Raw genomic sequence first — 18,507 nt, 5'->3', positions numbered from 1 at the left:
GGGCGCGGGCTCGTGCTGCCAGGGATAGCCGGCGGCTGCGGCTGAAGCCGGCGTCAGCCCTGGTGCGAGCCGGCCCGGCGCGCGCCGACCGGTGCGACGGGCTACTGCGCTCCGTCCCCCGCCGCTTCGTCACTGCCTTCGGCGCCCTCGGGGGCCGGCGCTTTCTGCTTCGGCGGCTCGATCAGGCCTTCGGCGCGCAGGATGGCGGCCTTGTCGTCGCCGTTTACCCACTGCTTGGTCTTCATGTCCTGCACCGCGTGGCGCCCGGAGCGCTTTTTGTAGATGCGGTGGGTGTCGGTCTTCTTGACTTCTTCCATCGTTCGTCGGTCTCGTGTGGCTTGCTGAGTGAGTGGATGGGTCGGGTCTGTCAGTCTGCCGACCGGGCGGCCGATCAGGCGGCGGAGGCCGCCCCGCGCAGGATTGGCTCCATGTCCCAGGCGCTGACGGGTTGCGTCAGCACGGCGTGTAGCGAAAAGCGCTCCGCCAGCAGCGGCACATAGCCGGCTTGGTCTTTGCCCACCAGCACGATGACACGCGCGGCCGGCGCGTGCTTTTGCAGGCTGGCGAGAAAGACATCGAGGTTGCTGACGTTGGCGCCGGCGTAGTTGTTGCCAAAGCCGTAAAAAAATTCGGCGACCACCCAGTCGGGTGCCTCGCGCTTGAGCGCCTGGATGGCCTTGCGCTGCGAGGGAAGACGCAGCTCCGCTAGGCCCAGGCGCCGGTAGAGGTCCGACAAGCGGGGGTGGCTCGGCGCCTCGATGATCGAGAACAGCGTCGGCACCGCGGTCCCGGCTCAGCGCTGCTCGTCGTCGTCGAGGCGGTTCCAGTGACGGTCCTCGCCCTCTTCCAGGTAGTGGGGCGGCTCGTCGACGCGCTCCACGTCCACCTCGAACTTGGCCAGCAGCGCCGCTATGGCACCGACCGCCGCGATGACCGGTGCCAGCAAGGTCAGCGCGCCGCCGACAGCGACGCCGGCCGTCAGCGGCACCTCGATGAGCGCTTCGCCGCTCGGGCGCCGGATAATGAGTCTACGCACATTGCCGTCGGCAACGAGCTTCTTGACGAAGTCCACGAGCTCGTTGCCGGCAACCGTGAAGCGCTCGGTGATGGTGCGTTTGTGCTTGCTCATGCTCTCGACCCCTCGGGCCGTTGCCCAGGTACGCATGCAAAGCACGCCACTATAACCGACATCCGCCGGCCCGAGCGACAGCAGTCGGTCAGTTCTCCTGCCTGCGGCAGAAGTCCAGCAGCCGAGGATCATCCGGTGCCACGGTCTCGCCGGAGGGCAGCGGCGCCGCCGGGTCGTGCAGCCACCGCGCGATGTCGTGGCGGACCATCGCGCCTTGCAGGTCGCGCGCGAGCATGTGCCAGCCTTGGCGGTAGAGCACCAGATGCAGGCCTTCGGCATCCATCGGCAGCCGCTCGAGCATGCGGCAATAGGCAGCCGGCGGGATGATGCGGTCCCGCTCGCCGTAGAGCAGCAGGACCTCGCCTTGCAGCCGACCGACGCCGGCGAGTGCTCGGTCCATGAGATTGGTCACTCCCCAGAGCGCCTCGACGCGTGCGCCCTTCAGCACCAGCGGGTCCGCGCCCATGTCCCGCAGCATATCGATGTTGTCCGAAGGGTATATCGGCACGCCGTCGCCGGTGAGCACCTTGTCCGGGGCGAGGCGCACGGCCGTGTCCAGCGCCAGCCTCTGATACCAAGGCATGCTGCCGCGGCTCCAGACCGCCGGCGCGATGAGCACCAGAGCGTCGGCGTCCAGGGGCCCGTCCGCCAGCGCCGCGAGCACCACCGCCCCGCCCATGCTCTCGCCGATGACCACCAGCCTGGCGTTCGGGTGGCGCTGGCGCAGCGCGGCGACGAGTGCACGCAGGTCCGCGCTCAGCCGTGTGCTGCCGTGCCAGCGCCCGGCGAGCCGGCCGGCGCCGAAGCCGCGCTGGTCCACCGCGTAGACGCGTATGCCGTCGGCTGCCAGGCGCCGTGCCAGCGGCTCGAAGGCGTTGGCATAGTCGTTGAATCCGTGTAGCGCAAGCGCGACCGTGTCCGCCGGCGCGTCCGCCGGCGGCCCCCAGCGGCGCAGCGGCAGGCGGAAGCCGTCGGGCATACGCACGGATTCCGCGGCGAGCTCCGGTGTCAGCACCGCCTGCGGCCAGGTCACCGGCCGTGGGCCGGCACAGCCGCCCAGGCCCAAGCCGACGGCCAGACCCAGACCCAGACCCAGACCCAGACCCAGACCGGTGGGGGCGTAGACACGGCGGCGGAGGCTCGGGCGCCGGGCACTGCGGCGGCGGGCGGCGAGGCGCGCGAGCCGTGTCGACCGGCAGGCGATGGCTTGGCTCATGGCGTCGGTCGCCAGTCGAGGAAGTCCCCCAGCGCCCGCTGGTAGTGGGGCTGGCTGTCCAGGAAGCCCTCGTTGTGGCCGCCGGTCAGGTCCACGAAGCGCTTCGGCTCATTGGCGGCAGCGAAGAGCCCCCGGCCCTGGTCGTAGGGCACCACCTGGTCGTCCGGACTGTGCAGCACCAGCACCGGGGCCTGCACTTGGCGCAGGTGGTCCGCCGCCGGAAAGTGGTAGCGCAGCGGCACCAGGCGGGTCAGCAGCGGGTAGTGCAGCTTCGCCATGGCGTCGAGGTTCGCGAAGCTGCACTCGACAATGAGCGCCCCGGGCTGCACCTGCGCCGCCAGCTCCGCGGCCACGGCGCCGCCCAGGGAGCGGCCGAAGACGACGATGTCCGCGGGGGCCACGCCGCGGGCTTGCGTGAGCCAGTCCCAGGCCGCGCGTGCGTCCTGATAGAGGCCGATCTCGCTGGGCCGTCCCTCGCTTTGGCCGTAGCCGCGATAGTCGATGATGAGCACGTCGAGCCCGAGCTCGGCGAAGATCGCCAGAGACGCACCCCGGTGCGAGATATTGCCGGCATTGCCGTGCAGAAAAAGCAGCGTATGCGGGCTCGCCCGCCGCTGCTGCGCGAACGGCGGCTGGGCGCGCAGCAGCCACCCGTGCAGGCGCACACCGTCGGCGGTGGTGAGCCAGACGTTCTCGTAGTCCATGCCCCAATGCGACGGGTCGCCGATCATTTCCGGGAAGGGGCGGAACAGGAGCTTCGGCTGTAGCAGCCAGACCAGCAATGCCAGCACCAGGAGCCCGGCGGCGAGCTGGGCGGCGATGGTGAGGAGGCTCGCGAGCATGCGCATGGGTGAGGCGGCACCGCGGCCGGCCCTGGTCGGAGTGGGTTAGGGGGCTAGGCGCTGGGAGCTAGGGGCACCGTTGCCGGCGGGCCGGCTGTGGCCTCTGCTGCGGTTGACCCGGCTCGCCGTCGAGATAGCACCAGCCGGTATCGATGCGGCGAAAGCGGCTCACCTCGTGCAGCCGGCCGGCGCGCCCGTGGCGTTTGAAGCGGGCGATGAATTCCACCACGCCTTCGCGGTCGTCGGCGCCGCCGCCTTCGGTGCGCAGGATGCGCAGGTCCATCCAGCGGATGTCGGGGTCCAAGGTGGCGGGCTCTTGGATAGAAGCCATGCTGCCCGGACAGCAGCTGCGTGCGAGGTGGCCGGCGTCGCCCAGCACATGAGCCGTGTAGCGCGAGCGCATCAGGGCTTCGGCCGTCGGTGCCGGGCCGCCGGCGAGTATGGGGCCGCAGCAGTCGGCGTAGCAGCGCTCGCTGCCGCAGGGGCAGGGCTCGTGGGCGTTGACAGGCATGCAATGTGATTGTCTTGGTCTTGCTCGGTGCCTTATGCAAACTGCGTCATGCAGCGCTGGCGCGGTCAATCGAACAGCGCCAGCGGCCCCTCTTGCATCGCGGCGATCTGCTCGCGCAGCGCCAGCACTTGATCCTGCCAGAAGCGCGGCTCGTCGAACCAGGGGAAGGCATCGGGGAAAGCCGGGTCCTGCCAGCGGCGGGCGAGCCAGGCGGCGAAGTGGATCTGGCGTAGGGTGCGCAGGGCCTCCAGCAAATGCAGCTCGCGCGGGTCGAAGTCACGAAACTCCCGGTAGCCGGCCAGCACGGCGCCGAGCTGGGCGGTCATCTCCTCGCGCTCGCCGGCCAGCAGCATCCACAGATCCTGCATGGCCGGGCCGCTGCGGGCGTCGTCGAGGTCGACGAAGTGGGCGCCGGCGTCGGTCCACAGAATGTTGCCGCGATGACAGTCGCCGTGCAGGCGCAGCTGCGCGACTGCCCCGGCGCGCTCGAAGCAGGCGCGCACCTCGCCCAGGGCCTGGTGCAGCACCGAGCGGTAGGCGGGCTCCAGCTCCGGCGGGACCCAGCCGGCGTCCAGCAGATAGGCGCCGGGCTCCTCGCCGAAGCTGCGAATGGTCAGGGCCGGGCGGTGCTCGAAGGCGGCGGCGGCGCCGACGTTGTGCAGCCGCGCCAGTAAGCGCCCGAGGCGGCGCAGCACCGCCGGGTCGTCCAGCTCCGGGTCGCGGCCGCCGCGGCGCGGCGACAGCGAGAAGCGCAGGTCCTGGTGGCGCAAGAGCGTGCGCCCTTGGTGGACGATGGGCGCCACCACCGGGATCTCGGCGTCCGCCAGCGCCTGGGCGAAGGCGTGCTCCTCCAGGATCTGCTCATCCGTCCAGCGCCCGGCGCGGTAGAACTTGGCGATGACGGGCGCCCCAGCGTCCAGGCCGACTTGGTAGACGCGGTTCTCGTAGCTGTTCAGCGCCAGCAGACGGCCGTCGACGCGCAAGCCGACGGACTCCACGGCGTCCAGCACGCGGTCCGGCGTGAGCTCGGCGTAGGGCCTGGGGCGGGGCGCGGTATCGATGCTGGTCATGGCGAGAATGCTTGTGGGCGCAGTGTCATTCGCGCAGCTTGCGGCCCAGGGCCAGCAGCAGCAATTGCGGATCGCTCAGCTCGGTACGTGCATCGACGAGCTCGCGCAGGACCTTGGGCCGGTCCGTGATGATGTTGTCGACGCCATAATCCAGCATCCGCGCCATATCCGCCTCACGATTGACGGTCCAGACATGGGTCCCCAGCCCGGCACGTCGGTTGGCGCGCACCACCCGCGGGGTCACGTGCGCCTGGCTCATGCTGAGCAAGTCCACGTCCAGGCGGCGGGCATCGCCGAGGGCGGCGGCGACGATCAGGCCGACGCGGATGTCCGGCGCCAGCTCGCGCACCTTTGCCAGGCCGTCCTGCTTGAGGGAGGTGATGATGCAGCGGCCCTCGCAGCCGGCGGCACGGACTTCCGCGACCACGCTCGCGGCGAGGTCCTGCTCGTGGCCGTGGTACTTGAGCTCGATGTTCAGCGCCAGGCGCCGGCCCGCGGCTTTCAGCGCTTCCGACAGCGTGGTGATGCGCTCACCGGCATAATCGGACCCGGCATGGCGGCCGACGTCCACCCGGCGCAGGTCCGCGAGATTCGCCTGCCACACCTTCAGCGGCGAGCCGGCAACGCGCATCAGGTCTTGGTCGTGCAGCAGCACCAGGCCCCCGTCGGCGGTTTGCTGCACATCGACCTCGGCGAAGTCGGCGCCGTCGGAGATCGCCTGATACAGTGCCGCCAGCGTGTTCTCCGGCGCCGTTGCCGAGCTGCCGCGGTGGGCCGTCACGAGCGTCTCCCGCCCCAGCCGCAAGTCCGACAGGGTGTAGGCCGTGAGCCCGCCGGCGGCGAGAACCAGCGCCACCAGGACCGCGGCGATGGCCCAGCGCGGGGTCCTGGTGGTGCGCGCGGCGTTGTTCCAACGCTGTCTCGGCAAGCCGTCGACCTGCATGACCGTGAGGTAGAGGTGCATGACGGATGCCGCCAGCACCGCGAGCACGGCGAAGGACAGCACCGTCGCCAGTGCGGTCAGCACCACCAGGGCCAGGGCCGTGGCGACGACCAGGGCTTGCACGCCGTCGATGAGCCGCAGCAGCGTGCCCAGCACTGCATCCGCGGCCCAGAGTGTCAGCGCCGACGCTGCCACCGCGACCAGCAGATTCAGCACCACCAGCCGAAAGGCGCGCCAGCGTTGTCCGCGCAGCAGCTCGGCGCTGCGCGCCAGCGCTGCGCGAGCGCAAATGCGCTCGTAGAGACACAGGGGGATCGCGACGCCCCAGGCGACCATGAGCCGGACGACGACAACGGCGCCGGTGATCGCCAGGACGCCGCCGATGGCCAGTGCCGCCATGAGCGCCGGCGGGCGCTCGGCCAGATACCAGTTGATGTCGTGGGCGCCGAGCAGCGCCTGATAGGTGACGGCGGCGGCGGCCGCCAGCGGCAGCAGCCATGCCAGCAGGATACCCGCCTGCCACAGCGCCAGGTGCAGTAGCCGGGGCAGGGCGCCGAGGGCGGTGGCCAGCGCATCCGGCCAGCCGGGCGGCTGTCCGCGGCTGGCGCCGGCCGCGATGTGCATCAGCCCCGCCTGCCCGGCGTAGAAGGCGGTGAGGGTCAGGGCCGCGGCGAGCAGCACGAAGGCGACACCGGGCGGCGACAACAGGAAGTCCAGGATCGCCTCGTTGGTGATGCTGACGGCACCGCTGGTGGCGATGAGGCGCCCGAGCACCCAGGCGCCGAGCGGTGCCAGCACGACCGCGCTGGCGGCCTTGAAGATCAGGTCGTAGACCAGCCCGGAGCGAACGGCGGTGCCGAAGAGGCCGTGGGCGTAGACGTCGTACCAGGTGTCGATGATGGCCCTCATGGTGCGCTGCCCCTGGGCGGCGGTGCCTCGGTGCCGACGGATTCGTCGGCGACCAGATCGGGGAGCTCGGTGCGCTCCATCTCAACGTCGGCACGTCCGGCCATGGCACGCACCACCGGACCCAGCGTCAGCCCCTGCACCAGGATGGAGAAGACCACGACGCAGTAGGTCACGGTCACCAGCAGGTCGCGCGTCGCGCCCTCGGGCAGCGACAGCGCCAGGGCCACCGAGATGCCGCCGCGCAGCCCGCCCCAGGTGAGGATGGTCACCACGCCGGGAGAGAAGCTGCGAAAGCGGCGCATCACGGCGATGGGCAGGCCGGCACTGATAGCCCGAGCCAGGAGCACCAGCGGGATGGCCAGCAAGCCGGCCAGCACGTACTGGGCGCTCAGGGTCAGCACCAGGATCTCCAGGCCGATGAGCACGAAGAGCACGGCGTTCAGCACCTCGTCCACCAGCTCCCAGAAGTTGTCCAGGTGCTCCTGGGTTAGCTGCGACATGGCGCCATTGCGGCCGTGATTGCCGATGAGCAGCCCGGCGACCACCACGGTGATGGGCGCGGAGATTTCCAGGTGCTCCGCCGCCGCATAGCTGCCGGCGGCCAGCGCCAGGGTCACCAGCACTTCCACTTGGTAGTTGTCGATGCGCCGCAGCATCAGGTAGGCGAGGCCGCCGGCGGCGAGGCCGAACAACAGCCCGCCGATGGCCTCTTTGCCGAAGAGCGCCAGCACGCCCGGCACCGTGACGTGCTCGCCGCTGAAGGCGATCTCCGCGAGCACCAGGAAGGTCACCACGGCGACGCCGTCGTTGAACAGCGACTCGCCGGTGATCTTGACCTCCAGACTCTTCGGCGCGCCCGCGCTCTTGAGGATACCGAGCACGGCAATGGGATCGGTGGGCGCGATGAGCGCCCCGAACAGCAGGCAATAGATGTAGGGGACGTCCAGCCCCAGCAGCCAGAACAGCACGAACGCGGCCGTGCCCACCAGAAAGGTCGCACCGATCACGCCCACGCTGGCCAGCGTGGCGATGACCCATTTCTGCTTGGCGAGGTCGAAGAGGTTCACGTGCAGGGCGCCGGCGAAGAGCAGGAAGCTCAGCATGCCGTGCAGCACTGCGGCGTCGAAGTCGATGCTGTTCAGCATAGCCTGTGCGTCCGCCTCCAGCCCGTCGCTGCCGGGAATGGGCAGCAGCAGCGCCAGCGAGACCAGCAGCGCAATGAGCATCAGCCCGATGGCCGTCGGCATTTTCAAGAACCGGTGGTTGATCCAGCTGAATACCGCCGACAGCGTGATCAGGATGGCGATGATGTCGAAAAGGCCCATGGCGGTCTCTGCTTCGGCTCAGGGGGCGCACTTGGAGGCGGCCCTTGTTGGGACGCGCTTTGGGGATGCCCTTGTTGGGGATGTTCTCTGGGGATGTAGGCAGCGCCCACAGGCACGCTGTGGCGGTGAGCGGCTCCGGCTCGGCGTCGACACAGCCGCGGCGCGGTCCGCTCGCCCGGGCCGGTTGGTCGCCGACGGCCGCCCGCTATTATGCCGACTCCGGTGGCGCCTGGGTGCAGTCGATGGGGTGGCCCATGGCTGTGATGCGCCGGAAAGCGGATCGCATGGCCCGCCTGGTCGCGGGGTTAGCCGGCATAGGCAGGCGCGGTTGCGTCGGCACCGGTCTGCGCTGCTCGGATACGCGGTGGCTGGCGCCGGCGATGGCGATCCCTAAGGCAGAAGCCCTCCAGCGGGAGGGGCGTCTCAGGGGCGTCTCAGTCGTGTGCCAGCGGATCGCGCGCGTTGGCGGCGGCCAGCGCCACCCGCAGGGCCAGATCGCCGAGTAGTTGGTCGATGTGCTCGCGCACCGCCGGCAGTGCCGCCAAGGGCTCGGCGTAGGGCGAGCGCCCGCAGTGCCAGCCGCGGCTGTCGATGCTGCCGATGATGACGCGGGCGGGCAGCGGGTAAGGATGTGCGCCCTGGCCGCGCTGGCTCGCCAGCAGCAGTCGCACGCGCACGCGCTCGGTGGCAGCGAGGGCGCGGCGGTCGCGATCGAAGCCGCAGTAGCGCACCAGATAGCGGCGCGGGCGGTCCGGGTCCTGGGTGAGCTCCAGGAAGCTCGATCCGCCGAGATCCAGGCGGCGGGGCTTCAACGGCACGGGCATGGGGCGACTCCGTTGAGCAATCGTGCAGAACTTAGGCGAGGTCCGGGCCGGGCGCAACCGCTGCAACGCTTGGGATGGGCGCCGTGCGCCGCCATCCAGCGCGCCACCAAGCCATCGTTGTAACCCATCCCGAGGACAACAGCATGAACGACGTACGCATCATCGAAGTGGACGAAGCCCTTCACGCACAAACGGACATGCGCCCAGGCACGCGCATGGTGCAGGTGGCGGTGCCCGTCGACCGGCCGGTCACCGTGCACGCGGCGGTGAATGCGAAGAAGCTCCAGCAATGCCGGATCTGGGACGCCGCCGGCCACATGCACTTCGAGTGGGAAGGCCGCGGCGAGCACCGCACCATCGGTGCGGGCTCGCGTACGTTCGAGCACACGCCGCTCAACGTCGCCTGCATGGCGCTGCAGACCGACCACTGGGTGGTGAGCGACCTCAACGTCTGCGCCGAGAGCGAAGAGGGCGAGCGCCGCGTCGTCATCAACTGTGAGGACGGCGGTGATTTCCCGGGCAGCTGGGACGACCTCATCCTGCGCTTCAGCTGGACCGAGGACTGATTCCCGTGGCACCGCCCGGTGCCGCGCCTATTGCCTTCCCGAGGGGCCGTCACCGACGGCTCCGACTCCTGCCCGCCCAAGGCGTGAGCGCCGGCGCGTTCAGGCCCGCCCGAATTCCCCACGCATCGAGCTTGACATCAGCGGCCTTTAGGACTAATAGTTTTGGCTACAGAAGCTTATAAGATATTGTGGGGAAGTCACTTCAATGTTGTGGTCCAACTGCTCGGCACCTGCCGCGCGGGGCGCGCTCGTCCTGGCGATTCTGACCCTACTGACCGCCTGCGGCGGCACGCCGTCGCGGACAGCAAGCGCCGACGGTGAATTGTTCGATCTCGCCGGCCTGGACGAGCAGCGCGCCAGCGTCGTGATGGCGGCGCTATCACAAGTCGGAACGCCCTATGTCTACGGCGGCTCGGACCCGAGCGAAGGCCTGGATTGCAGCGGTCTGACCCAGTTCGCCCATGCCGCCGCCGGCGTGCGCATCCCGCGGGTGTCGACGGCCCAGCGCGCCGGGGCACGGCCTGTTCGCCGCAGCCCGGCCCCGGGTGATCTCGTGTTCTTCAAGACCGGACCGTCGCAGTATCACGTCGGTGTGATGGTCGATGGCGAGCGCTTCGTGCATGCGTCCACGTCCAAGCGGCGGGTGCGGCTGGCGAGCCTGTCGAAGGACTACTGGCGCAAACGCTACCTCGGCGCGGGCACCTACCTCTGAGCTCGGCAAACAGCCTGTGCGCTCGCCCTCGCCGCCGGCACGAGCCGCCGCAGGTGCCGGCCCTCGCAGGCTGCAACCCGCGCGTCTTCCTGCTGTCGTACGGGGGGACCGTCGTCGGCATGCGTGCATGGATTCGCCTTTTTCCGACAGTTGTTGCACAATGCGCGGCGGTTTGGGGGAGCGCCCCACGGGTCACCACGCGCTGGCCAAAGCCCGGTTTTTGGCCACCACCGGTCGACCGCTGTTTCCATCCACGTCAGAAGGAGACGTCAGAATGTCCGATAAGCCAATGAACAAGAGCCGTCGTGACGCTGTGAAGACCATGCTCGGCGGCTTGGCTGCCGTTCCGGTCATGAATCTGGTTGCTACCGCCGCCGCCTATGCGCAGGATCTACCTGCCGTGACCATGGACGACCCGACGGCCCAGGCGCTGAAGTACAACCCCGATGCTACCGCCGCCGACCGCGCCGCGGCCGCCCGCCCGGGTCTGCCGCCTGAGGAGCAGTTCTGCAGCAACTGCAACTTCGCCCAGGATTATGCCGAGGAAGGCTGGCTGGCCTGCACGCTGTTCCCGGGCAAGAAGGTGAAGTCCGAAGGCTGGTGCACGTCCTGGACCCTGAAGCAGGGCTGATCCGCGCCGGTTGGGCCGTGTCGTACTGATGCGGCCTGCGCGGTGCGCCGGTGCCGGCCTGCTGGCGGCCGGCGCACCCTGGCGCCAAGATGCCGAGACAAAAAGAAGCGCTCCATCGCTCCCTGATTGACACGCCGCCCGCAACGAAGGCCTCCCGCCCGTCGTCGTTGCTGCCTCCACCGACCCCTTCCCGATCCTCTCGGGGCCACCCTCCGCCGTGGGCTGCCGCCCGCCTGGCGCACCCTTGCACTGACCCTCGCAGCCGCTGTCCCCGGTCAGGACTGTCCGCGCCAACGCCCTCTGCGCCCACCGCGAGACGCAGGTCACGCTGCCGGCATGCTGCGCTTGCAGCTGCGCTTGATGCGGCGCAGCATTTTCGTGACATGCGCTTTAGCTCGGGCCAGTGTGGCCTTATTATCAAATGCTAATCGGCCCGCCGGCAGTGCAGGCGGGACTCTCTCAGTGACCGTCGGTCCGGCGCCAGCCGGCCCGCCGATGCCGGGTCCCATTCCGGAGCTTCGAATTTTATGGGCCAAGCCATTCCGCTTCATTGGTCTCCCGTGCTGATCCGCGCTGCGGTCTGGAGCCTCATCGGCATGATCTACACGCCGTTGTATCTGGTGTTGAGCGAGCTGCTTGCGCCCACGCTCGGCGCCTTCGCCGGCATGGCCGCGGCGGCGGCCGCCGGCGCCATCGGCGCCGCCTTCTATGGCGCGCGTCAGCTCGCGCTCATGGCCAGTCTCATCGGCACCGGCTGCGCGGTGGTGGCCATGGCCATCACCGGCCCGGATGTCGCCCCGTGGATCCTGAGTCTCGCCGCGGTCCTGCTCAGCATCGCCGTGGGCTTCCTGGTGCGGTTTCCCCACCGCTGCACCGCGGATGTGGGTGTCAAGGTCCTGGCCGGGCTCGTCACCGGCGCCTTCTCGGCGGGGCTGCTGCTGGCAGCGGAGCACTTTCTCGGGATACGGCTCCCGCCGCCCGCGGTTCTGGCCTTCCTGGTCTCGGTCACCGGCGTGCTTTATGTGAGCGTACTGGTAGCAAGGCCGGTGCGGGTCGGTGGCCGCGGGCGCTTCTGCGACGTCAGCGAAGGCTTGGTGATCGGCGTGATCGCGGTGGTTGCCGCCAACGGCCTTGCCGCCTTCGCGGGTATCTTCGCGGTGGGCGACCCGGGTGCGCTGACCGAGGTGCTGCTGCGGGTCACCGAGTCGCTGCCGGCGGCCCTGCTCGCCGCTATGTTCGCCGGGGCCGTCGCCGGAGGGTTGTTGGAGGTATTCGAGTTTGATTGGGTGGACCGCGTCTGATCCCGCCAAGCGCTTGCGTCGGCTGCGGCGGACGCGCACCCTAGCGGGGCACCGCCCACTGCGCGAACGAGCGCGTCGCGTCCGCAGCAGCCCTCAACGCATGAAACGCTCCAAGAGCAGTCAACGCTGGCTCCAGCGCCAGGCCAGCGACCCCTATGTGCGCCGCTCCAAGGCCGAGGGCTACCGCTCCCGCGCGGCTTATAAGCTATTGGAGATCGACCGCAAGGACCGGCTGCTGCGCCCTGGGCTGTGTGTCGTGGATCTGGGCGCCGCCCCCGGCGGCTGGGCGCAGGTGGCGGCGCAGGCGGTGGGCCGCCGCGGTCGGGTGCTGGCGCTTGACCTGTTGGAGATGCCGCCCATCGAGGGTGTCGACAACATCATCGGCGACTTCCACGACGAAGCCGTCCTGGCGCAGGCGCTGGCGTGGCTCGACGCCGGTGAGTCGGCGCGCGGGGCGGACCTTGTGCTTTCCGACATGGCCCCAAACGTGTCCGGCATGAAGGTGGTGGATCAGCCCAAATCCATGCTTCTGGTGGAGCTGGCGATGGATTTTGCCGAGCGGGTACTGAAACCCGGCGGCAACCTTGTCGTCAAAGCTTTCCAGGGTGCCGGCTTCGACGAGGCCCTGCGGGATCTCCGCGGGCATTTCGACAAGGTCGTCTGCCGCAAGCCCGAGGCGTCCCGCAGCCAGAGCCGCGAGACCTATTTTGTGGCAAAAGGGTTTCGGGTCGGTTAGGGTTCACCACCAAACCACTACAGCCCCCAGCAACCATGCCGTCGGCGGTGCTTAGGCCTTGCGTCCAGGTCCCGCGCGCCGGCAACCGAAGAGGCACGCGCCGTGAGTGACATGGCAAAGAATCTCATTCTCTGGGTGGTCATCGCCATTGTGCTGATGTCCGTGTTCAACAACTTCACCGCGACGCAATCCTCGCCGCGGACCGAGGCCTACTCCGACTTCATCGAGTCGGTGCGCCAGGGCCAGGTGCAAGAGGTCACCATCAAGGGTAAGACCATCGAAGGCGTGACCGAAGGCGGTCAGCGCTTCACCACCTACAGCCCCGGTGACGACGGCCTGGTGGGTGATCTACTCAACAACGACGTCGAGATCAAGGCGGCACCGCCGGAGAAGCCCTCCGTGCTGATGCAGATCCTGATCAACTGGTTCCCGCTGTTCATCCTGATCGGCCTGTGGATCTTCTTCATGCGCCAGATGCAGGGCGGGGCCGGCGGCCGCGGTGCCATGTCCTTCGCCAAGAGCAAGGCACGTATGCTGAGCGAGGACCAGGTGAAGGTCACCTTCGCCGACATGGCCGGCGCCGAAGAGGCCAAAGAGGAGGTCGTCGAGGTGGTCGACTTCCTGAAGGACCCGTCCAAGTTCCAGAAGCTCGGGGGCAAGATCCCGAAGGGTGTGCTGATGGTGGGTCCTCCGGGGACGGGTAAGACCCTGCTCGCCCGCGCCATCGCTGGCGAGGCCAAGGTGCCCTTCTTCACCATCTCCGGCTCGGACTTCGTCGAGATGTTCGTCGGCGTCGGCGCCTCCCGCGTGCGGGACATGTTCGAGCAGGCGAAGAAGCACGCGCCCTGCATCATCTTCATCGACGAGATCGACGCCGTCGGTCGCCACCGCGGTGCCGGCCTCGGCGGCGGCCACGACGAGCGCGAGCAGACCCTGAACCAGCTGCTGGTGGAGATGGACGGCTTCGAGGGCAACGAGGGCGTCATCGTCATCGCCGCCACCAACCGCCCAGACGTGCTCGATCCGGCGCTGCTGCGCCCGGGCCGCTTCGACCGCCAGGTGGTGGTGCCGCTGCCCGATGTGCGCGGCCGCGAGCAGATCCTGAAGGTGCACATGCGCAAGGTGCCGAGCGCCGACGACGTGGTGGCCTCGGTCATCGCCCGCGGTACGCCCGGCTTCTCCGGCGCCGATCTGGCCAACCTCGTTAACGAGGCGGCGCTGTTCGCGGCCCGCGCCAACAAGCGCCTCGTGGACATGGAGGACATGGAAAAGGCCAAGGACAAGATCATGATGGGCACCGAGCGGCGCTCCATGGTCATGTCCGACGACGAGAAGAAGCTCACCGCCTACCACGAGTCCGGCCACGCCATCGTCGGCCGGCTGGTGCCCGATCACGACCCGGTGCACAAGGTGAGCATCATCCCGCGCGGCCGGGCGCTCGGCGTGACCCTGTTCCTGCCGGAGGACGACCGCTTCAGCTACAGCAAGCAGCGCCTGGAGAGCCAAATCTCCTCGCTGTTCGGCGGCCGCCTCGCCGAGGAACTGATCTTTGGGCCAGAGATGGTCACCACGGGTGCCTCCAACGACATCCAGCGGGCCACGGAGCTCGCCCGGAATATGGTCACCAAGTGGGGTCTGTCGAACAAGCTCGGGCCGCTGACCTACGGCGAGGACGAGCAGGAGGTGTTTCTCGGTCACTCGGTGACCCAGCACAAGAACATCTCGGATGAGACCTCGCACTTGATCGACAAGGAGATCCGCAACTTCATCGACCGCAACTACGACCGCGCCAAGACCCTGCTCGAGGAGAACATGGACAAGCTCCACACCATGGCCCAGGCGCTGATCAAGTACGAGACCATCGACGCTGCTCAGATCAAGGACATCATGGAAGGGCGTGAGCCGCGGCCGCCGAAGCAATGGACCGACGACGCCGAGCCCCCGAGCGGCAGCGCGGATGCGCCGGCGCCGGCCGAGCCGGAGAAGGGGCCACGGCCTTCAGGACCCATCGGCGGCCCTGCCGGCGAGCATTGAGCGACCGGGAAGCGGCCGGCGCTGCGGCGCCGGCCCATCGCAGCAAAGAACCTGTTCTCGCCTGCGGCGACTATCGCCTCGACCTGAGCACACCCAAAGTCATGGGTGTGCTCAACATCACCCCCGATTCCTTCTCGGACGGGGGTGATTTTTTTGTGCCCGAGGCCGCGCTGCGCCGGGCCGACCAGATGGTCGCCGAGGGCGCCGATCTGATTGACGTCGGCGGTGAATCCACGCGTCCCGGGGCGAGGGCGGTTGGCGCCGATGACGAGCGCCGCCGGGTGGTGCCGGTGATCGAGGCGCTGGCGAAGCGTCTGCCGGTGCCGATCTCCGTGGATACCTCCAAGCCGGATGTCATGCAGGCGGCGGCGGCAGCTGGTGCGGCGCTCATCAACGATGTGCGCGCCCTGCGCGCGCCGGGGGCGCTGGCGGCGGCTGCCGCGCTGGAGCTGCCGGTTTGCCTGATGCACATGCAGGGGGAGCCGCGGACCATGCAGGCGGACCCCAGCTACGACGACGTCGTCGCCGAGGTCCGGGGTTTTCTCAATGAGCGCATCGCCGCCTGCCTCGGTGCCGGGCTGTCCCGGGAGCGTCTGCTCATCGATCCGGGTTTTGGCTTCGGCAAGCGCTTGGCGCATAATCTCGCACTTTTGGCGCGGCTGGCGGAGCTGACTCGGCTTGGGCCGCCGCTGTTGGTGGGCATCTCGCGCAAATCCATGCTCGGGGCGCTCACCGGCCGGGCGGTGGCGGATCGGCTCCCGGCCGGTCTCGCCGCTGCCGTGATCGCAGCCCGCAGTGGTGCGCGCATCCTGCGCGTGCATGACGTGGCCGCCACCGTGGACGCACTCAAAGTGGTCGCGGCGGTGGCCGCAGCAGAACAAGATCCCGCCGCGCGAGAGGAGTCCGCTTGAAGCGCAAATACTTCGGCACCGACGGTATTCGGGGGCGCGTCGGTGAGCCCACCATCAGCCCGGACTTCGTGGTCAAGCTCGGCTGGGCCGCCGGCAGGGTGCTCGGCGGTACCGGCGCCGGCACCGTGCTCATCGGCAAGGACACGCGCATCTCCGGCTACATGTTCGAGTCCGCGCTGGAGGCGGGTCTCGTGGCAGCCGGTGTGGACATCCGCTTGCTAGGCCCCATGCCGACCCCCGGCGTCGCCTATCTGACCCGCACCTTCCGCGGCGTCGCCGGCATCGTCATCACCGCTTCCCACAATCCCTCCGACGACAACGGCATCAAGTTCTTCTCAGGTGCTGGGGACAAGCTGGCGGACGAGATCGAGCTCGCCATCGAGTCCGAAATCGATCGGCCGCTGGTGACGGTGCCGACGGCCGAGCTCGGCAAGGTCAAGCGCGTGGACGATGCCGCCGGGCGCTACATCGAGTTCTGCAAGGGCAGCTTTCCACAGTCGCTGTCGCTGAAGGGCTTGAAGATCGTCATCGACTGCGCCCATGGGGCGACCTACAACATTGCGCCCTTCGTGTTCGAAGAGCTCGGCGCGCAGGTGGTCACCATCGGCGCCGCCCCGGATGGCCTCAACATCAACCGGGATGTGGGCTCCACCAAGCCGGAGGCCCTGGCCCGCCGGGTGCTGGCGGAGCAGGCGGATCTCGGCATCGCCTTCGACGGCGACGGCGACCGGCTGATGATGGTGGATGCCGCCGGCACGGTCGTGGATGGCGACGCGCTCATCTACGTGATCGCCAAATCCCGTCGGGCCGCCGACGCCCTGACGGGTCCCGTGGTCGGCACCCTGATGAGCAACCTCGGCCTGGAGCGAGCGCTGCACCGCCTTGAGGTCGCCTTCGAGCGGACCAAGGTGGGCGATCGCTACATCATGGAGCACCTGAAACGCACTGGCGGCGTACTCGGGGGTGAGCCCTCGGGGCACATCATCTGCCGCGACCGCACCACCACCGGCGACGGCATCATCGCGGCGCTGCAAGTGCTTGCAGCGCTGGCCGAGCAGGGCTGCGCGCTGGCAGACGCAGCGGCCGAAGTGGAGCAGTACCCGCAGGTGCTGGTGAATGTGCGCTTGGAGCGGCGCATGGACCCGACGACCCTACCGGCGGTCCAGGCGGCCATCGAGGGCGCCGAGGCGGAGCTCGCCGGCCAGGGCCGGGTACTGCTGCGGCCCTCCGGCACCGAGCCCGTCGTGCGCGTCATGGTGGAGGGGATGGACCCGGATCAGGTCCAGCGGCTCGCCGAGCGGCTCGCCGAGGCGGTGCGTGCCGAAGTCGGCGCCTGACGCGGACCTGCTGCGGCGCCGCTGCAATCGGGGCCCGAGCGCCGCCGGGCAGCTGGCGCAAAGAGCAGCGCCCCTTAGCGCCAGCCGTGCGGAAAGCCGGACGGCAGCGGCCAGGTTACTTCCCAACAGGAGCATTCCATGTCATCGACGACCTCCATCCATGGCATGTGGTCCTCGCGGCTGGCGTTCATCCTGGCCGCGACGGGCTCGGCCGTGGGGCTCGGGAACATCTGGCGGTTTCCTTACACCGCCGGCGAGTATGGCGGTGGCGCCTTCGTGCTGGTGTATCTGCTGTGCGTCGCGGCCATCGGCCTGCCCATCATGATGGCCGAGATCATGATCGGACGCCGCGGCCGCCAGAGCCCGATCAACACCATGCGGGCCCTGGCCCGGGACGAGGGGGTCAGCCCGCTGTGGCAGCTCCTGGGCTGGATGGGCATCCTCGCGGGCTTCCTGATCCTGTCGTTCTACAGCGTCATCGCCGGCTGGACGCTGGGCTATGTGTTCCGAGCCGGGAGCGGCCAGTTCGCGGGTGCCGACGCAGGCGCGGCCGAGGCCATGTTCAACGCGCTGGTGGCGGACCCTGAGCGGCTCCTCGCCTGGCACACCATCTTCATGACCATGACCACCCTGGTGGTGGCGCGCGGCGTGGCCAGCGGCCTGGAGCGGGCCGTGCGCTGGCTGATGCCCGCGCTCTTCGTGCTGCTGGTGGTGATGGTGCTCTATGCCGCTCAGGCGGGCGACTTCGCCGGCGGGCTGGAGTACTTGTTCTATCCGGACTTCGCCGAGCTCGGTGCGCATCCGGGCGAGGCGGTGCTGAGTGCCATGGGCCAGGCATTCTTTTCCTTGAGCCTGGGTATGGGGGCGATCATGATCTACGGCTCGTATCTCAACAGTCGGGCGTCCATCGGTCAGAACGCCGTCATCATCGCTGCCATGGATACGCTGGTGGCGCTGCTGGCGGGGATGGCGATCTTCCCCATCGTGCTGGCCAACGGGCTCGAGCCCGGCAGCGGACCGGGACTCATCTTCCAGACCCTGCCCATCGCCTTCGGCCAGATGCCGGGCGGTCTGCTCTTCGGCACCGTGTTCTTCGTGCTGCTGGTGTTCGCGGCCTGGACCTCCGCCATCTCGCTGCTGGAGCCCATGGTCGCCTGGCTGGTGGAAAACCGCGGCTTCAGCCGCCCGCGCGCGGCGGCCCTGGGGGGCATGGTGGTCTGGCTGCTGGGGATCGCCTGCCTGCTGTCGCTGAACGTCTGGTCCGAGATCACGGTCTTCGGCAAGGGCTTCTTGGACCTCTTCGACTATGTCACCGCCAACGTGCTGCTGCCGCTGGGCGGTGTCTTCATCGCCATCTTCGCCGGCTGGGTTATGCGCCGGGCGTCCACCGAGGATGAGCTGGGCCTGCGTAGCGATGGCTTCGCGTATCGGGTCTGGCGGGTGCTGGTGCGCTTCGTCGCGCCGGTCGGCGTGGTGGTTGTCTTCTTGCACGCCATCGGGTTGTTCTGAC

19 protein-coding genes are annotated in these 18,507 nt (G+C 68.9%); 9 read left to right on the top strand and 10 right to left on the bottom strand.

The genetic code is table 11. From position 1 onward, the window contains the following. Window positions 1-101: 101 nt before the first annotated feature. The 10 genes from CKO31_RS04405 to CKO31_RS04360 form a co-directional block, all read right to left on the bottom strand. Window positions 102-317, bottom strand: a complete 216-nt coding sequence (locus CKO31_RS04405; protein ID WP_200234379.1) for a hypothetical protein — start codon at window positions 315-317, stop codon at window positions 102-104. 74 nt (window positions 318-391) lie between these two features. After that, window positions 392-781, bottom strand: coding sequence for a hypothetical protein (locus CKO31_RS04400; RefSeq protein WP_200234377.1), 390 nt, complete (start codon window positions 779-781; stop codon window positions 392-394). Between the two features lie 12 nt (window positions 782-793). Next, window positions 794-1,129, bottom strand: a complete 336-nt coding sequence (locus CKO31_RS04395; protein WP_200234375.1) for a DUF4342 domain-containing protein — start codon at window positions 1,127-1,129, stop codon at window positions 794-796. Between the two features lie 88 nt (window positions 1,130-1,217). Beyond that, window positions 1,218-2,345 (bottom strand): alpha/beta hydrolase, encoded by a 1,128-nt coding sequence (locus CKO31_RS04390; protein WP_242475139.1) that lies wholly within the window; start codon window positions 2,343-2,345, stop codon window positions 1,218-1,220. After that, complete coding sequence (locus CKO31_RS04385; protein ID WP_200234373.1) at window positions 2,342-3,193, bottom strand: alpha/beta hydrolase; 852 nt, start codon at window positions 3,191-3,193, stop codon at window positions 2,342-2,344. The genes CKO31_RS04390 and CKO31_RS04385 overlap by 4 nt, the downstream gene beginning before the upstream one ends. 61 nt (window positions 3,194-3,254) lie before the next feature. Beyond that, the gene (locus CKO31_RS04380) at window positions 3,255-3,698 is read right to left on the bottom strand and encodes a YchJ family protein (RefSeq protein ID WP_200234371.1); all 444 of its coding nucleotides are present in this window, start codon (window positions 3,696-3,698) and stop codon (window positions 3,255-3,257) included. Between the two features lie 65 nt (window positions 3,699-3,763). Continuing rightward, complete coding sequence (locus CKO31_RS04375; RefSeq protein WP_200234369.1) at window positions 3,764-4,768, bottom strand: serine/threonine protein kinase; 1,005 nt, start codon at window positions 4,766-4,768, stop codon at window positions 3,764-3,766. Window positions 4,769-4,793: 25 nt separating this feature from the next. Next, window positions 4,794-6,620: a glycerophosphodiester phosphodiesterase family protein gene (locus CKO31_RS04370; RefSeq protein WP_200234362.1), complete on the bottom strand. Its 1,827-nt coding sequence runs from the start codon at window positions 6,618-6,620 to the stop codon at window positions 4,794-4,796. Next, entirely contained in the window at window positions 6,617-7,945 is a 1,329-nt protein-coding gene (locus tag CKO31_RS04365) for a cation:proton antiporter (protein ID WP_200234361.1), read from the bottom strand. The genes CKO31_RS04370 and CKO31_RS04365 overlap by 4 nt, the downstream gene beginning before the upstream one ends. A 434-nt stretch (window positions 7,946-8,379) precedes the next feature. Further along, on the bottom strand, window positions 8,380-8,769 hold the full coding sequence (locus CKO31_RS04360; RefSeq protein WP_200234360.1) for a hypothetical protein: 390 nt from the start codon (window positions 8,767-8,769) through the stop codon (window positions 8,380-8,382). 143 nt (window positions 8,770-8,912) lie between these two features. Here CKO31_RS04360 and CKO31_RS04355 point away from each other — a divergent pair, with 143 nt between their 5' ends. The 9 genes from CKO31_RS04355 (at window position 8,913) to CKO31_RS04315 (ending at window position 18,506) form a co-directional block, all read left to right on the top strand. Further along, window positions 8,913-9,335 carry a fucose-binding lectin II gene (locus tag CKO31_RS04355; protein ID WP_200234359.1) on the top strand — a complete coding sequence of 141 codons (423 nt, stop codon included), beginning with the start codon at window positions 8,913-8,915 and terminating at the stop codon, window positions 9,333-9,335. Between the two features lie 205 nt (window positions 9,336-9,540). Continuing rightward, a complete protein-coding gene (locus CKO31_RS04350) occupies window positions 9,541-10,047 on the top strand; it encodes a C40 family peptidase (protein WP_200234358.1) in 507 nt (168 codons plus the stop codon). 274 nt (window positions 10,048-10,321) lie between these two features. After that, entirely contained in the window at window positions 10,322-10,678 is a 357-nt protein-coding gene (locus tag CKO31_RS04345; protein ID WP_200234356.1) for a high-potential iron-sulfur protein, read from the top strand. Window positions 10,679-11,205: 527 nt separating this feature from the next. After that, a complete protein-coding gene (locus CKO31_RS04340; protein WP_200234354.1) occupies window positions 11,206-11,979 on the top strand; it encodes a hypothetical protein in 774 nt (257 codons plus the stop codon). Between the two features lie 100 nt (window positions 11,980-12,079). After that, on the top strand, window positions 12,080-12,715 hold the full coding sequence (locus tag CKO31_RS04335) for an RlmE family RNA methyltransferase (protein WP_200234352.1): 636 nt from the start codon (window positions 12,080-12,082) through the stop codon (window positions 12,713-12,715). 111 nt (window positions 12,716-12,826) lie between these two features. After that, window positions 12,827-14,749, top strand: coding sequence for an ATP-dependent zinc metalloprotease FtsH (gene ftsH / locus CKO31_RS04330; protein ID WP_200234351.1), 1,923 nt, complete (start codon window positions 12,827-12,829; stop codon window positions 14,747-14,749). A gap of 101 nt (window positions 14,750-14,850) precedes the next feature. Next, a complete protein-coding gene (gene folP / locus CKO31_RS04325; protein WP_200234506.1) occupies window positions 14,851-15,660 on the top strand; it encodes a dihydropteroate synthase in 810 nt (269 codons plus the stop codon). After that, window positions 15,657-16,997 carry a phosphoglucosamine mutase gene (glmM, locus tag CKO31_RS04320; RefSeq protein ID WP_200234350.1) on the top strand — a complete coding sequence of 447 codons (1,341 nt, stop codon included), beginning with the start codon at window positions 15,657-15,659 and terminating at the stop codon, window positions 16,995-16,997. Before folP ends, glmM begins: the two co-directional genes overlap by 4 nt. Window positions 16,998-17,135: 138 nt before the next feature. Continuing rightward, on the top strand, window positions 17,136-18,506 hold the full coding sequence (locus CKO31_RS04315; protein WP_200234348.1) for a sodium-dependent transporter: 1,371 nt from the start codon (window positions 17,136-17,138) through the stop codon (window positions 18,504-18,506). The last annotated feature ends 1 nt before the right edge of the window (window position 18,507 follow it).

The sequence above is a fragment of the Thiohalocapsa halophila genome (genome assembly GCF_016583825.1).
GTDB lineage: Bacteria > Pseudomonadota > Gammaproteobacteria > Chromatiales > Chromatiaceae > Thiohalocapsa > Thiohalocapsa halophila.
Note: the sequence above shows the minus strand (reverse complement) of the source record. Positions and strands in the feature narration are given on the sequence as shown.

What these genes read in the sequence shown, in the direction of transcription:
- CKO31_RS04390 (WP_242475139.1), bottom strand. Translation starts at nt 2,345, where the DNA reads ATGAGCCAAGCCATCGCCTGCCGGTCGACACGGCTCGCGCGCCTCGCC.
- CKO31_RS04375 (WP_200234369.1), bottom strand. Translation starts at nt 4,768, where the DNA reads ATGACCAGCATCGATACCGCGCCCCGCCCCAGGCCCTACGCCGAGCTC.
- CKO31_RS04345 (WP_200234356.1), top strand. Translation starts at nt 10,322, where the DNA reads ATGTCCGATAAGCCAATGAACAAGAGCCGTCGTGACGCTGTGAAGACC.
- ftsH (WP_200234351.1), top strand. Translation starts at nt 12,827, where the DNA reads ATGGCAAAGAATCTCATTCTCTGGGTGGTCATCGCCATTGTGCTGATG.
- CKO31_RS04360 (WP_200234360.1), bottom strand. Translation starts at nt 8,769, where the DNA reads ATGCCCGTGCCGTTGAAGCCCCGCCGCCTGGATCTCGGCGGATCGAGC.
- CKO31_RS04335 (WP_200234352.1), top strand. Translation starts at nt 12,080, where the DNA reads ATGAAACGCTCCAAGAGCAGTCAACGCTGGCTCCAGCGCCAGGCCAGC.
- CKO31_RS04370 (WP_200234362.1), bottom strand. Translation starts at nt 6,620, where the DNA reads ATGAGGGCCATCATCGACACCTGGTACGACGTCTACGCCCACGGCCTC.
- CKO31_RS04405 (WP_200234379.1), bottom strand. Translation starts at nt 317, where the DNA reads ATGGAAGAAGTCAAGAAGACCGACACCCACCGCATCTACAAAAAGCGC.
- CKO31_RS04380 (WP_200234371.1), bottom strand. Translation starts at nt 3,698, where the DNA reads ATGCCTGTCAACGCCCACGAGCCCTGCCCCTGCGGCAGCGAGCGCTGC.
- CKO31_RS04340 (WP_200234354.1), top strand. Translation starts at nt 11,206, where the DNA reads ATGGGCCAAGCCATTCCGCTTCATTGGTCTCCCGTGCTGATCCGCGCT.
- folP (WP_200234506.1), top strand. Translation starts at nt 14,851, where the DNA reads ATGGGTGTGCTCAACATCACCCCCGATTCCTTCTCGGACGGGGGTGAT.
- CKO31_RS04350 (WP_200234358.1), top strand. Translation starts at nt 9,541, where the DNA reads ATGTTGTGGTCCAACTGCTCGGCACCTGCCGCGCGGGGCGCGCTCGTC.
- CKO31_RS04315 (WP_200234348.1), top strand. Translation starts at nt 17,136, where the DNA reads ATGTCATCGACGACCTCCATCCATGGCATGTGGTCCTCGCGGCTGGCG.
- CKO31_RS04365 (WP_200234361.1), bottom strand. Translation starts at nt 7,945, where the DNA reads ATGGGCCTTTTCGACATCATCGCCATCCTGATCACGCTGTCGGCGGTA.
- CKO31_RS04385 (WP_200234373.1), bottom strand. Translation starts at nt 3,193, where the DNA reads ATGCGCATGCTCGCGAGCCTCCTCACCATCGCCGCCCAGCTCGCCGCC.
- CKO31_RS04395 (WP_200234375.1), bottom strand. Translation starts at nt 1,129, where the DNA reads ATGAGCAAGCACAAACGCACCATCACCGAGCGCTTCACGGTTGCCGGC.
- CKO31_RS04355 (WP_200234359.1), top strand. Translation starts at nt 8,913, where the DNA reads ATGAACGACGTACGCATCATCGAAGTGGACGAAGCCCTTCACGCACAA.